Annotated in this window: 15 protein-coding genes; 9 read left to right on the top strand and 6 right to left on the bottom strand. The window is 60.7% G+C overall.

The features are described from left to right. Positions 1–80: 80 nt before the first annotated feature. Genes K2U94_RS08265 through K2U94_RS08255 form a run of 3 tightly spaced genes read right to left on the bottom strand, consistent with a single transcriptional unit; the run spans position 81 to position 2,271 of the window. Positions 81–386, bottom strand: coding sequence for a hypothetical protein (locus tag K2U94_RS08265; protein ID WP_243066762.1), 306 nt, complete (start codon positions 384–386; stop codon positions 81–83). Further along, positions 383–2,080 carry a DUF262 domain-containing protein gene (locus K2U94_RS08260; RefSeq protein ID WP_243066761.1) on the bottom strand — a complete coding sequence of 566 codons (1,698 nt, stop codon included), beginning with the start codon at positions 2,078–2,080 and terminating at the stop codon, positions 383–385. The genes K2U94_RS08265 and K2U94_RS08260 overlap by 4 nt, the downstream gene beginning before the upstream one ends. Further along, positions 2,080–2,271, bottom strand: coding sequence for a plasmid mobilization protein (locus K2U94_RS08255; RefSeq protein WP_243066760.1), 192 nt, complete (start codon positions 2,269–2,271; stop codon positions 2,080–2,082). The genes K2U94_RS08260 and K2U94_RS08255 overlap by 1 nt, the downstream gene beginning before the upstream one ends. Before the next feature lie 111 nt (positions 2,272–2,382). Here K2U94_RS08255 and K2U94_RS08250 point away from each other — a divergent pair, with 111 nt between their 5' ends. Together K2U94_RS08250 and K2U94_RS08245 are read left to right on the top strand one after the other, a co-directional pair. After that, entirely contained in the window at positions 2,383–3,207 is an 825-nt protein-coding gene (locus tag K2U94_RS08250; protein WP_243066759.1) for a hypothetical protein, read from the top strand. Between the two features lie 293 nt (positions 3,208–3,500). Continuing rightward, positions 3,501–4,358: a cation transporting ATPase C-terminal domain-containing protein gene (locus K2U94_RS08245; RefSeq protein WP_243066758.1), complete on the top strand. Its 858-nt coding sequence runs from the start codon at positions 3,501–3,503 to the stop codon at positions 4,356–4,358. Positions 4,359–4,368: 10 nt separating this feature from the next. Here the strand turns inward: K2U94_RS08245 and moaD are convergent, their stop codons facing one another. From moaD to uvrC, 3 genes are read right to left on the bottom strand one after another with little or no spacing between them, the layout of a single operon-like run. Then, the gene (gene moaD / locus K2U94_RS08240) at positions 4,369–4,617 is read right to left on the bottom strand and encodes a molybdopterin converting factor subunit 1 (RefSeq protein WP_243066757.1); all 249 of its coding nucleotides are present in this window, start codon (positions 4,615–4,617) and stop codon (positions 4,369–4,371) included. After that, a complete protein-coding gene (pgsA, locus tag K2U94_RS08235) occupies positions 4,614–5,210 on the bottom strand; it encodes a CDP-diacylglycerol--glycerol-3-phosphate 3-phosphatidyltransferase (RefSeq protein WP_243066756.1) in 597 nt (198 codons plus the stop codon). Before pgsA ends, moaD begins: the two co-directional genes overlap by 4 nt. 41 nt (positions 5,211–5,251) lie before the next feature. After that, the gene (gene uvrC, locus K2U94_RS08230; protein ID WP_243066755.1) at positions 5,252–7,270 is read right to left on the bottom strand and encodes an excinuclease ABC subunit UvrC; all 2,019 of its coding nucleotides are present in this window, start codon (positions 7,268–7,270) and stop codon (positions 5,252–5,254) included. A 277-nt stretch (positions 7,271–7,547) separates the two neighbouring features. On the opposite strand from uvrC, the gene K2U94_RS08225 reads away from it, so the two are divergent. The 7 genes from K2U94_RS08225 to K2U94_RS08195 all read left to right on the top strand — a co-directional run bounded on the left by K2U94_RS08225 (position 7,548) and on the right by K2U94_RS08195 (position 12,889). Continuing rightward, positions 7,548–8,186 carry a hypothetical protein gene (locus K2U94_RS08225; RefSeq protein WP_243066754.1) on the top strand — a complete coding sequence of 213 codons (639 nt, stop codon included), beginning with the start codon at positions 7,548–7,550 and terminating at the stop codon, positions 8,184–8,186. A 122-nt stretch (positions 8,187–8,308) separates the two neighbouring features. Then, positions 8,309–9,241, top strand: a complete 933-nt coding sequence (locus tag K2U94_RS08220; RefSeq protein ID WP_243066753.1) for a ribose-phosphate pyrophosphokinase — start codon at positions 8,309–8,311, stop codon at positions 9,239–9,241. A gap of 45 nt (positions 9,242–9,286) precedes the next feature. Then, a complete protein-coding gene (locus tag K2U94_RS08215) occupies positions 9,287–9,826 on the top strand; it encodes an adenine phosphoribosyltransferase (protein ID WP_243066752.1) in 540 nt (179 codons plus the stop codon). 286 nt (positions 9,827–10,112) lie between these two features. Beyond that, positions 10,113–10,508 (top strand): hypothetical protein, encoded by a 396-nt coding sequence (locus K2U94_RS08210; RefSeq protein ID WP_243066751.1) that lies wholly within the window; start codon positions 10,113–10,115, stop codon positions 10,506–10,508. Between the two features lie 37 nt (positions 10,509–10,545). Further along, positions 10,546–10,908: a hypothetical protein gene (locus K2U94_RS08205; RefSeq protein ID WP_243066750.1), complete on the top strand. Its 363-nt coding sequence runs from the start codon at positions 10,546–10,548 to the stop codon at positions 10,906–10,908. A gap of 17 nt (positions 10,909–10,925) precedes the next feature. Further along, complete coding sequence (locus tag K2U94_RS08200) at positions 10,926–11,744, top strand: glycosyltransferase family 2 protein (protein WP_243066749.1); 819 nt, start codon at positions 10,926–10,928, stop codon at positions 11,742–11,744. Positions 11,745–11,821: 77 nt separating this feature from the next. Continuing rightward, complete coding sequence (locus tag K2U94_RS08195; RefSeq protein WP_243066748.1) at positions 11,822–12,889, top strand: potassium channel family protein; 1,068 nt, start codon at positions 11,822–11,824, stop codon at positions 12,887–12,889. Positions 12,890–12,920: the final 31 nt, after the last annotated feature.

The following is a 12,920-nucleotide window of genomic DNA, read 5'->3' as shown; positions in this document are numbered from 1 at the left end:
CAAACCAAGGGAATCAAGGGCCGCGAGGCCGGTCAACCAATTTCAGGTCAGGCTCATAGCCTCGATAGTAATCCACTCTATCAGCCATTCTTAGCCCTCGCCTCTGCCACGATCGCGGCCCTCACCGCATCCGCTGGCGACCTTATGCCGCCCATATGTAGCACGGTAAAGAACCTTCGCTTGTCGCTTCCCTCGATCGGCGAAGACCACGCATAGGCGCGCGTGGCCTTAGGATTGTCGGCGAGGTCGAAGACATGCACGACGCCTTCCCAGACAGTTTGGCCAGAGAAAGTCTCTTTGACCGGAACCGATTGGACATGAATCGCCGTTCCGCCGTGTTGGGATTCAACGGTCAAGCGAAGCTGATAAATATCTTCGTCTTTCATATTGGCCATACCTTCACGGCAAATTCGGCAAGTTCGGCCTGTCGTTTTTCGATTTGTTTTGGTCCCCAAGTTCTTTGTTTTGCAATTTCACTAGTTAATATAAACGGACTTATTTTTAAGATCGGCTTTTTTTCGACAAATGACTTGTTTCCCAAATCGACGTTTTGCCTAGAATTTAGGAGTGCCATGTTTCCGATGCGCTTATAATATGCACTGGCGATATCTGGTTCGATATCCCAATCCTCAGATGGTGTGACGGGCAATACATGCTCAAGATTCACTGCTGATGTGTCCTCATTCGGTAGTAATTGCGGCCGAGTTTCATCCTTAACATATAACTCTAACGCTTTTAGATAATATCTCGCTAGGTTGTTCTTTCGAACAGTCGCGCTTGAAAACGCCCGTTTAAATACTTCATCGTTTGGAACAACCTCAGACATTCTTTCTTTAAGCTGTTTAGCCGTCGTGAGCTCGCCTTTTGTTATTTCACGCGCTCTAGATCCATAATTCTTATCTAAAACGCCACCGCCGCCGCCCCCTGCTATGAGAAAGCGAACGGACCACGATACCATTATTTCAAAGGCCTTCTCGGCCTCTTTGGCTGGAAAATTCCTGGCGACAGCAAGGATTAAAGGCCTTATTTGTTCGCCACCCAATTCATGGCTAATGGTGTAAAGAGAGCCCTTAGCTGTTCGACTAAGTTCATTCCATCGTGGATGATCGCGCGGCTTTAGGATTGCAACGTAATCGGAAGCGTTAGAAGAAAGTGCGGTAATAATTTCAGCCGCCTGACGCTCGCTTTTGACAAATGCTTCCACGGACGATCCAAGATCGCGTTCAGTTGTCGGGCCGTGCTGAGATATCCAAAAATGTCGCACAAACTTTAGAAGCAGTCCGTCTTCTCCCAAACCTTCGATGGTTGAAATCATTTGAATCCAACGCGGGTGAACTTCGGCAAGTCTGTCCTTTGCGAGGTCAAATAAAAAGTTTTTGAGAATATCAAGTTGAGACGCTTCCATTCCGCGCGCATTCAACGTTTCAAACATTTTGAATGCGTTGCCAACCTTACCAGGAACCATGATAATAATTATTTTTGCAGCTTCGCGCAAAAAGTCGATCCAATCGTATAGCCTTGATGCCTTTTCGTTTAACGGAAAAGCTGCAACCATCTTTCGAACATGGTTGGATGCCAGTTTTGCAGCGGCAGCTAATCTATCGTGTGAGTTAAAATGCTGTCCCGCGAAGACCTTTCGTTCTTTTGGCGGCTTCAAAATTGTGGATAGAAAAAAGTCGTGGTCTTCATAATTCAAATAGAATTTTGGACTAAAATCCTTCTTTCTTGGGTCATAGTCTAGGAGAAATGTAGATTGGTATTTTGCTGCCCCTGCGTCGTCTCCAAGCTCAATCAAAAAATCTCTTACAGCAGCAATTAAAATAGATGTTGTTGCAAGCCTTTGCTGTCCGTCAGCGACCTCCCATTGCTTATTGTTTCCGCGCGTCAAAACAATAGTTCCAAGAAAATATATTGTTGCTCCTTCATCAAAAGCGCGATACAAGTCATCGACTAAAGTTTGAACCTCCTCCTCCGTCCACGCGTACGGTCGTTGATTGAGTGGAACGCGCAGAGTTCGTTGAGCGATAGCGTCAGCTATTCCTCGCTCTTCAAAATTTAGCCCTGTAGATGCGTGATCCATTATTTTTCGTCCCGTCTAAGTCTAGCGAACGGAACCTGCCGTCCGGCATCTTCAAGCTCGATACGCGCTGCGCGGCGCAGTCTCTCTCGCACCCATGCTGACAATGGTATGCCTGCCAATTCTGCGGATTCTTCGAAGGCTCGTTTCTCATCGATTTGAAGGCGCAGCTTCATAAATTCAGTTTTCTGCATTCTCGTTTCCCCGTCAAGGCTTATTGTTCCCACAAACGACACACAAAAGCAATTTAAAAGTTGATATGTGTGTTATTTGTGGGTACATTTTTGTTATTGAAGGAGATCGAAATGAACCGCATTTCCCTCGCTCGCCGCACTCAGATCATCGGGGCCTTGGTCGAAGGCAATTCGATCCGTTCAACGGAGCGAATGACCGAAACGCATCGCGACACGATCATGCGGCTTATGGTCGAGGTCGGAAACGGCTGCGCCAAGCTCTTGGATGAAGAAATGCACGATTTGCCCTGCAAGCGTATCCAGGTCGATGAAATCTGGGCCTACGTCGGAAAGAAGCAGCGCCAAGTCAGTAAGGACGACGACAAGACGCGCGTTGGCGATCAATGGACCTTCGTCGCCATTGATCCAGATACGAAGCTGATCCCGTCCTATTTGGTCGGCAAGCGGTCGAAGTCCAACGCTATCGCGTTCATGACTGACCTCTCCGAGCGGCTGGCAAACCGCGTCCAGATTTCATCCGATGCGCTCAGCTCCTATGTTGACGCTGTTGAGCAGGCTTTCGGCGCGGACGTGGACTACGGGCAGGCAGTTAAATTCTACGAAGCCGAGCCCATTGGCCCCGGTCGCTACAGCCCTCCCAAGGTTGGGCGGTCGGAACGGACGGCTATCGCTGGCGCGCCGGATCGTGCCCATATCCCCACCAGCATGATTGAGCGTCAAAACCTGACGATGCGAATGAGTATGCGCCGGTTCACTCGCCTGACGAATGGCTTCTCAAAGAAGGTCGAGAACCATCGCGCGGCGGTTGGACTGCATTTCGCTCATTACAATTTTGTCCGGCTCCACAAGACGCTCAGGACTACGCCAGCGATGGCGGCGGGTGTAAGCTCGCGCCTGTGGTCATTGGAAGAGTTGGTCGAGGCGACGACGAAGTGAGGAGACGGTCTATGCAAGCAAGTGACTCAATCATAGAGTTTAAGATAAATAAGCATCCATCTGGAACCTATTCCTTGGACTACAGACCAATTTCGTCCGGCATGTTTTTAATGCCGGACGAAATTGATTTGAAGGCGTGCGGAGACGAAGCCCGCTTTTACCGCGCGGTTGTCGGTTGGATCGCTCGGGCCGCCGAGGAGGGAAAAAGGGTGCGACTGCTGTACCCTCTACCAGAGGCAAATTAGGACACTACCCAATCGCGCGGCCATATCGTGGCGATGACCGGCGACTGCGTGAACGACGTCCCGGCGCTGAAACAGGCGGATTGCGGCACCGCGGTGTCCGGCGCGACCGACGCGGCGCGCGGCGCGGCCTCCCTCATCCTCACCGCGCCGGGGCTTTCGGTCATCAACAGCGCCATCGACGAGGCGCGGCGCATCTTCGGGCGCATCACCAGCTATACGATCTATCGCGTCGCGCTGACGATGGACATCATGTTCCTGGTCGTGCTGTCGTCGATCTTCCTGAATTTCCAGCCGCTGACCGCGATCATGATCGTCGTCATCTCCCTGCTCGACGACGTTCCGATCATGGCCATCGCCTATGACAAAGTCCGCGTCAGCGAACGGCCCATCCGTTGGCAAATGCCCAAGCTCCTGGGCGTTTCCGCGACGCTCGGCTTCTTCTCGATCGTTCAATCCTTCGGCCTGCTCCTGGCCGGTTTCGAAATCCTCGGCCATTCGGCCCACAGCGCCGCCTTCGGCCTGACGAGCACGGCCCAGTTGCAAACCATGATGTTCCTCCAGCTTGTCGCCGGCGGCCATCTGCTGCTGTTCGTGACCCGCACCGAACGATGGTTCTTCGAAAGGCCTTTCCCGGCCGCGCCCCTGTTCTGGGCGATCGTGGCGACCCAGGCGCTTGCGGTCGCGATCTGCGCCGTCGGCTGGCCGGTTCACCCGATCTCCTGGACCCTGATCGGCTTCGTCTGGGCCTATAATATCGTCTGGATGCTTTTGATGGGCGCGATCCGGATCGCGGCGGAAAAGTTCCTCGATTACGATACCTTGCGCCATCGCAGGAGCATCAGGATGTTGAACCGGTCGCTCCGTTCACGCATGGCCGAATCCATGCGGGCGGCCCGCAGGTCTTAAGGATTCGCCCTCAGCCCCCGGTCATCGGCGGGAAAAAGGCGATTTCCCGCGCGCCCACGACGCTTGCCTCAAGCTTGGCGTGTTTCTTGTCGATCGCGGCGCGGACGATTGTGTCGGCGAAGGTCGCGGCATAGGCCTCGTCGCGGGCGGCGAGCCAGGCGATCAGTTCGGCGATGGTGCGCACCTGCGGCGGCAAATCGACCTCTTCGGCATTCTTGCCGATGCGCTCGCGCAGCGAGGCGAAATAGATGAGCCTCATTCCTCGACCACATATTTGATGCCGGCGCGGAAATAGTCCCAGCCGGTATATAGCGTCAAAAGCGCGGACAGCCACAACAGGCCGAGGCCGATGCGCTCGGTGCCGGGCAACACGACCTCCCCCGCCCGGCCGGCGATGAGAAAGCCGAGCGCGATCATCTGCATGGCCGTCTTCCATTTGGCGACCCTGCTCACCGGCACCGACACCTTCAGCTCGGCGAGAAATTCGCGCAGGCCGGACACCAGGATTTCGCGGCAAAGAATCACGATGGCCGCCCATAAGGACCAGCTCTTGATCGTGCCGTCGGCGACGAGAATCAGCAAAACCGCCGAGACCAGAAGCTTGTCGGCGATCGGGTCCAGCATCCGCCCCAAGGCCGATTGCTGCTCCCAGGCGCGGGCGAGATAGCCGTCGAAGAAATCGGTCACCGCCGCGACGACGAACAGCCCAAGCGCGGTCCAGCGCAGGGTGAAATTGTCCGGCCAGAACAGGCAGGCGACCACGGCCGGAACGATCAGGACCCGGCCGAAGGTGAGGATGTTCGGCAGGTTCAAGGCGCGGCGGGAGCCGGAGCGGGCGTGGCTGAACGACATGGCGGGAGGGAAGCTTTTTAAGCGCGCCGCGTCAAGGCGCTTCACCCCTTTTCGTGGAAATGATCGAACACCAGCTTCGCGGTGGCGGCGGAAAGGCCCGGCGTTTTTTCGAGATCGGCCAAAGCCGCCGCCGCCACGGCCTTGGCGGTGCCGAAAGCCTGGAGCAGCGCCCTTTTGCGCGCCGGACCGACGCCGGCGATCTCGTCGAGCGGGTTTTTGGCGAATTCCTTCTTGCGCCGCGCGCGATGCGTGCCGATGGCGAAGCGATGGGCCTCGTCGCGCAGGCGCTGGACGAAATAAAGCGCGGGATCGCGCGGCGCCAGTCTGAACGGCTCGCGCCCGGCGACGAAAAAGCTCTCGCGGCCGGCGTTGCGGTCGGCGCCCTTGGCGATGGCGGCGAGGGTCACGCCGGTCACGCCCAGATCGTCGAGCACGGCGCGCACCGCGTCATATTGGCCGCGTCCGCCGTCGATCAGGATCAGGTCGGGGGCCTGGGGAAAGGCGTCGGGATCTGACGCGTCCGGCGTTTCCGCCTCCTTGAGCAGGCGGGCGAAGCGGCGCGACAAGACCTCGCGCATCATGGCGTAATCGTCGCCGGGCGTGACCGGGCCCTTGATATTGAAGGTCCGGTAATGGGTCTTCATGAAGCCGAGCGGGCCGGCGACGATCATCGCGCCGATTGCCGAACTGCCCATGATGTGGGAATTGTCATAGACCTCGACCCGGCGCGGCGGCTTTTCCATGCCGAAGGCGGCGCCGAGCGCCTCCAGGAGTTTCATCTGGCTGGCGCTGTCGGCGAGCCGCCGCCCCAAAGCCTCGCGGGCGTTGTTATGGGCGTCCACGACCATTTCCCGCTTCTCGCCGCGCTGCGGGACGAGGATCTCGACCCTGTGCTCCTGGCGCTCCGACAGGGCCTCCGCGAGCCAGGCCGCCTCGTCGATGGCGTGAGAGAGCAGGACCAGTTTCGGCGCCGGCCGCTCGGCGTAAAACTGGCCGATGAACGAGCCGAGCACCTCGCCGGCCGAAAGACTCTTGTCGGCGCGCGGGAAATAGGCGCGATTGCCCCAGTTCTGGAAGGCGCGATAAAAAACCGCCTCGACGCAGAACTGCCCCGCCTCCTCATGGAGGGCGAAGACGTCGGCCTCCGCGACCGTGCGCGGGTTGATCCCCTGCTGGCCCTGGATCGCAGCCAGCGCGGCGATGCGGTCCCGCAGCCTTGCGGCGCGCTCGAACTCCAGCTCTTCGGCGGCGGCGTTCATCTCCTCGGCCAGGCGCTCGCGCACGGCGCGGGATTTCCCGGCGAGGAAATCGCGCGCCTCGCGCGCCAGTTCATCGTAATTTTCCGCCGAAACCTCCCCGGTGCAAGGGCCCGAGCAGCGCTTGATCTGGTAAAGCAGGCAGGGCCGCGTGCGATTGTCGAAGAAGGAATTCTCGCAGGAGCGCAGAAGAAAGGCGCGCTGCAGAACGTTCAGGGTGCGGTTGACCGCCCCGACATTGGCGAAGGGCCCGAAATAATCGCCTTTCCGGCTGCGCGCGCCGCGATGCTTGGCGAGCTGCGCGCCGCGCTCGTCCTTCGTCAGCAGGATATAGGGAAAGCTCTTGTCGTCGCGCAGCAGCACGTTGAAGCGCGGCTTAAGCTGCTTGATGAGATTGGCTTCGAGCAGCAAAGCCTCGACCTCGGTGCGGGTCGAGACGAAAACCATCGACTCGGTAAGGGCGATCATGCGCGCAATGCGGTTGGCGTGGCCCGTCAACCGCGTATAGGAGGCGACGCGCCTGCGCAGGCTCTTGGCCTTGCCGACATAAAGCACCGCGCCGTTCTCGCCGATCATGCGATAGACGCCCGGCCCCATCGGGGCGTGCTTCCAATGTTCGTGGATCGCGCGCAGGCCCCGCTTGAACAAGGATGCGGCGGGCTCGGCGTCGAGATCGAGCTCGACGCTCGAGCTCTCATCGACCGCTTCTTGGGCGAAATCCGCGGCCGGCCCGGCGTCGTCCGCCGCGCCGGGCTCGAAGATTCCCTGCGGCGGCGCGTCAATGGGGTTTTTCAAGCGACTCATGGCGCCAATCCAAGCGGGATTTCCGAAAAGTGGTGACCGGTTTTCGGACAAAAATCCTGCTAAATCAAAAGAATCTAAGCATGAATTCGTTGGCGAGCCAACGAATTCATGCTTAAGCGCGATTTCCGAAAAGTGGCATAGGCCTGTCGCTGTCGCGCGCGATCATCGATGGCCAAGGCGGGAGGGCCCGACGGAATCGCGGCAGGCTAGACCTTCGCCTCATTTGCGGCTAGCTATGACGTTAATGAATCGTCAATAATCGACGGGGCGAGACTTCATGGCGGCATTTTCGGCGGTTCTTCGCGGCTTGCTCCCCTTGGCCGGCGTGGGCGCAGTCGCGCTCCTGCTCTCGGGCTGCAACGATCACGTCAGCCCCGCCGCCGTCTCGGCGCAAGACGCCCAGATCGTCCCTTCGGGCTACAGCCCTCGCCCCGCGGCCCTGGCGGTGGTCGGAATTCACGGCGCGCCCTCGCCGCTCGAAAATCAGTTCATGGCCTATTTCGACGCCGACGCGGCCAAGGCGGACGTGGCGCTGACCAATCCGGCCGGCGCGCGCTATCTGGCCAAGGGCTATCTCGCGGCGATTCCGGTCGATGGCGGCGCCCGGCTGACCTATGTCTGGGACATTTACGACCACCACGACCATCGCGCGCAACGCCTGAACGATGAAATCGCGCTGCGCGGCTCGGCCCAGGATCCGTGGCAACTGGTTGATTCCGCCGCCCTCGCCGCGCTTGCCGGGCGCAGCGCCGACGAACTCGCGGCCTATCTCTCCAACACGCCCGAGGCGCTTGCCGCCGCGCATGATGCGGCGGTCACGGCGCAGAACGCGGGCGACGCCGCCAAAGCCGTCGCGGCGCCGGCGGCGCCCGCCACGCCTGCGCGGCAGGCTTTGTCCTATGCGGCGGATCGCTGAGCGCGCCAGCCGTCTTTGACAAAATCACGACGAGCTTCGGCTGTCGTATTGTTCATTGCTCCCCCCCCTGCTAAGACGCCCGCGCAATCGGACCTGGCAAGGGCTGCGTAATGGCTGGGACAATGAAAATTCTGGCGGGCAATTCGAATCGGCCCCTGACCGAAGCGATCGCCGCCTATCTCGGCATGCCTTTGACGAAATGTCAGGTGCGGCGCTTCGCCGACATGGAGATTTTCGTCGAAATTCAGGAAAATGTGCGCGGCCAGGACACTTTCGTCGTCCAGTCCACCTCCGCACCGACCAATGACCATCTGATGGAGGCGTTGATCATGATCGACGCCTTGCGGCGCGCCTCGGCGCGGCGCATCACCGCCGTCATCCCCTATTTCGGTTACGCCCGGCAGGACCGCAAACCGGGCCCCCGCACGCCGATTTCCGCGAAACTGGTCGCCAATCTCATCACCCGCGCCGGGGCCGACCGCGTCCTCACCGTCGATCTCCACGCCGGACAAATCCAGGGCTTTTTCGACATCCCGACCGACAATCTGTTCGCCGCGCCGGTTCTGGTGCGCGACATTCAGGCGAACTCCAATCTCGCCAATGTCATGGTGGTGTCGCCCGATGTCGGCGGCGTGGTGCGCGCCCGCGCTTTCGCCAAGCGCATCAATGCGCCGCTGTCCATCGTGGACAAGAGGCGCGAGCGCGCCGGCGAATCCGAAGTCATGAACATCATCGGCGACGTGAAAGGCAAGAGTTGCATTCTGGTGGACGACATCGTCGATTCCGGTGGCACCTTGTGCAACGCCGCCGACGCCTTGATCGAGGCGGGGGCGGCGGATGTGCGGGCCTATATCACTCATGGCGTGCTCTCGGGCGGGGCGGTGGCGCGCATCTCGTCGTCGCGGCTCAAGGAACTGGTCATCACCGATTCGATCCTGCCGACCGAGGCGGTTCGCGTCTCCAAAAACGTCCGCGTCATCAGCATCGCCCCATTGATCGGCGAAGCGATCGCGCGCACCGCCAAGGAAGAAAGCGTCTCCAGCCTGTTCGATTGAGGGGCGCCCTTCCCGCTTCGCCACCGCCCGAAAAGAGAGCGCCGCATGACTTTCGAGACCGATCTCAAAACCATCATCCGCACGATTCCCGATTATCCCAAAAAGGGAATCATGTTCCGCGACATCACCACCTTGCTCGGCGACGCCCGCGCCTTCCGGCGCGCGGTGGACGAGCTGGTGCAGCCCTTCGCCGGCCGCAAGATCGATCAGGTCGCCGGCATGGAGGCTCGTGGATTCATTTTGGGCGGCGCGGTGGCCCATCAGCTCTCGGCCGGCTTCATCCCGATTCGCAAGAAGGGCAAGCTGCCCCATCTGACGGTCTCGGTCGCCTATTCCCTCGAATATGGCGTGGACGAGATGGAAATGCATGACGACGCTGTGAAATCGGGCGAAAAGGTCGTTCTGGTGGACGATCTGATCGCCACCGGCGGCACCGCCGAAGGCGCTGTAAAACTGTTGCGCCAGAAGGGCGCCGACATCGTCGCCGCCTGTTTCGTGGTCGACCTGCCGGAACTCGGCGGCGCGCAGAAAATCCGCGATCTCGGCGTCCCGGTGCGCTCGCTGATCGCCTTCGAGGGGCATTAGAGCGTTTTACGACCATATCGACGCAATCTGTTCGTTTTCGGGGAGACGATCCGGCAAGCGCGCGCCGAAGAGCGCATTGTGGATGCGGTCGAGGCGCGCGCGTCGCCGGGCGTCCGCCGAAAGCGAACCCTTCGGGCCGGGGGCTTTCGCGGCGTCGGCCGGCTCGGCCGTGTCCCCGACACGGCCGTCGCCACCCTCCTGGCCACGGCGCGAAATCCCCTCGGCGGATTGCGTCGATATGGTCGTAAAACGCTCTAACGCCAGCCTCGCGCAATCCCGGCGCGCTATGCAGATCAAACGCTGGCGCCGCAATCCCGGCGGCGCGGGAAACATGACGCGCCGGATGAAGACAAGCCTGTTCCTCGCCATCGCAATTGCCATGACCTCTGCTTCGCCGGCGCCTGCGCTGGCGACCGAAGGCTGCCGGATCGGCGATATCTGCGTCATGCGGAGCCCTTTGTTCGGCTGCAAGGACGCGAGCCTCATCAAGCGCTGGATCGACCTTTACGTCGATCAGGACCGCGAGACGGCGGAAAAATTCATCGACGATCAGGTCGCCGCGGGGCAATGCGCCCGCTTCCGGACCGGCGACAAACTGCGCCTCGTGCGCTATCTCGGCCTGCGCCGGCTGGTCGTGAGCCGGCCAGGCGAGAGCCAGACCTTTATCATGCTGCTGAAGTGAAATAAGCTCCCGGCGTCGCAGCCTCGGAGCCCGGCACATGAAAAGAACCCCGATTTTCGCCGCCGCGGCCGCCGCGCTGACCGTCGCCCTTCCCGCCTGCGCGGCGAGCGCCTCGGCCCGGACCGAGGCGGTGCGTCTGGTCGCCGAAGCCGACGCCTGGGGCGGATTTTGCGTCAATTGGGGCCTGGACCAGGCCGCCGCCGACGCCTTCCTGCGCGCCAACCACGCCGTCATTCGCGGCGATCACCGCGCCGTTTACGGATTCGCTCATGCAAGCGCCCATGCGCAGGGCATGGCCTATCATTGCGCGCCGGCCGCCTGCAACCATGCCCTCGACGGGTTCGGCCCCTATGGCCGCATCGTTCCGGGCCTGCTTCGCCAGCGGTCGCCCGGCCTGTGACGCCAGCCGGTCCCGCCATGTCGAGCACGCTCTGCGTCATCGTCAAGAACGAAGCGCCCTATCTCGCCGAATGGGCTTTGTTCCATCGCATGATTGGCTTCGACCGCATCGTGGCTTACGAGAACGACAGCGACGATTCCACTCCCGAAGTCCTCGACCGGCTGAAAAAGGCGGGAATCATCGACGAGCACAATCCATGGCGCAATGTTCCCGACTCGCCGCAGTTCCGCGCCTATGTCGACGCGACGTTGAAATGCGCGACCGACTGGATCATGTTTCTCGACGCCGACGAATTCCTCAACATAAAATCGCGCGCGCCAGTCAATTCCTTTCTCGCGGGCTTCGCGCCGGACATTTCCTGCGTTGCGGTGAACTGGCGCATTTTCGGCTCGTCCGGCCACAAGACTTTCGAGCCCGGCCTGGTGCTGGAGCGTTTTTCGCACGCCGCCTCGGCCCGGGCGGACGTCAACCGCCACGTCAAATGTCTCTTCCGGCCGCGCTGCGCGACCAATGTTCACATGCACGCCCCAACCATCGCGGTCGGGCGCTCGGCGCTCGCCTCGGGCGCGCCTCTCGCCATGGCGACTCACGGTCTTTCCGACGAGCTGGACTGGTCGGCCGCGCAGGTGAACCACTATTTCGACAAGTCCTATGAAGAATACGCCGCTAAGCGCCGGCGCGGGATCGCGCGGGTGGCCAATGCCGACCCGCTGAAATTCACCAAATATACCGACGAGATGTTCCGCGCCCACGACCTCAACGACGAGGCGGACCACAGCCTGTCCTGGGCCATCCCGGAACTCAAGGCGCGGCTTGCGGTCTTTGCGAAGATTTGATTTGCCTTCTTTGCGATGGGTCAATCCGGCGGCAAAGCTCGCGGCGCTAGGCTCTTCACGCTGGAACAGGGAATCTCATGGAGCCGTTGCTCGCCTCGCCATTGCGCAATCTGGTCGCGGGCGTCACATTCATGCTCGTCGTCGGCCTGGCGGCCGCGCTTGCCTATATTGCCGCCGGATGGAGCGTAAGCGACGCATTCTACATGGTGGTGCTGACCATTTACTCGGTCGGTTACCGCGAGGTTCATCCGGTCGATACGCCGGCCCTTCGCGCCATCACCGAAATTTTGATCATCGTCGGCTGCACCGGCATGATATTCCTGACCGGCAGCATGTTCCAGCTGATCGCCGCCAGCCAGCTTCAACAGTTTTTCGGAACGCGACGCATGCAGAAAGAGATCGACAAGCTTTCCAGTCACGTCGTCATCTGCGGATTCGGCCGGATCGGGCAGATGCTGTGCCATGAACTCAAGGCCGGCCACAGCCCTTTCGTCGTGATCGACCATAGCGAGGAGCGCGTCGCCGCCGCTCGCAAGGCCGGCTATCATTTCATCCAGGGCGACGCGACGGACGAGGAGACCATGCGGCAGGCTGGCGTGATGCGGGCGCGGGCGCTCGCCACCGTTCTGCCGGAGGACGCCGCCAATGTCTTCATTACCCTGAGCGCGCGCAACCTCAATCACGACCTGACGATCATCGCACGCGGCGAACTGCCCTCGACCGAAAGCAAGCTGATCCATGCCGGCGCCAATCGCGTTGTCCTGCCCGCCCGAATCGGCGCCGAGCGCGTCGCCGAGCTTCTGCTGCATCAGGACGTGGCGCGGCTGATCTCCAGGGCGCGCGGCGGCAATCTCGACCGGCTCGCCTTCGACCTCCAAGGTTTGGGACTCGACATCGAGGTTGCGACAGTCGAGGCCGGCAGCCGCTGCGCCGGCCTGACGGTCGAACGCATCGAGCAACTCGGCGCCGGCGCCTTCCTGGTGGTGGCGCTGGAAAAAAAGGACGGCGCAACCCTCCTGCAACCCGATCCCGAAACTCTGGTTCGCGGCGGCGACAGCCTCGCCGTGGTGCGGCGGCCGGAAAAGTCGCAGAAAATCGAGGAGCTTTTCGGCGCAACCGCCGTGGCGGCCGGCCCCGCGTCCTGATCCCGCAAGCCTTGACGCAGCGGTTGCGCGC

This window comes from Candidatus Rhodoblastus alkanivorans (assembly GCF_022760755.1).
GTDB lineage: Bacteria > Pseudomonadota > Alphaproteobacteria > Rhizobiales > Beijerinckiaceae > Rhodoblastus > Rhodoblastus alkanivorans.
Note: the sequence above shows the minus strand (reverse complement) of the source record. Positions and strands in the feature narration are given on the sequence as shown.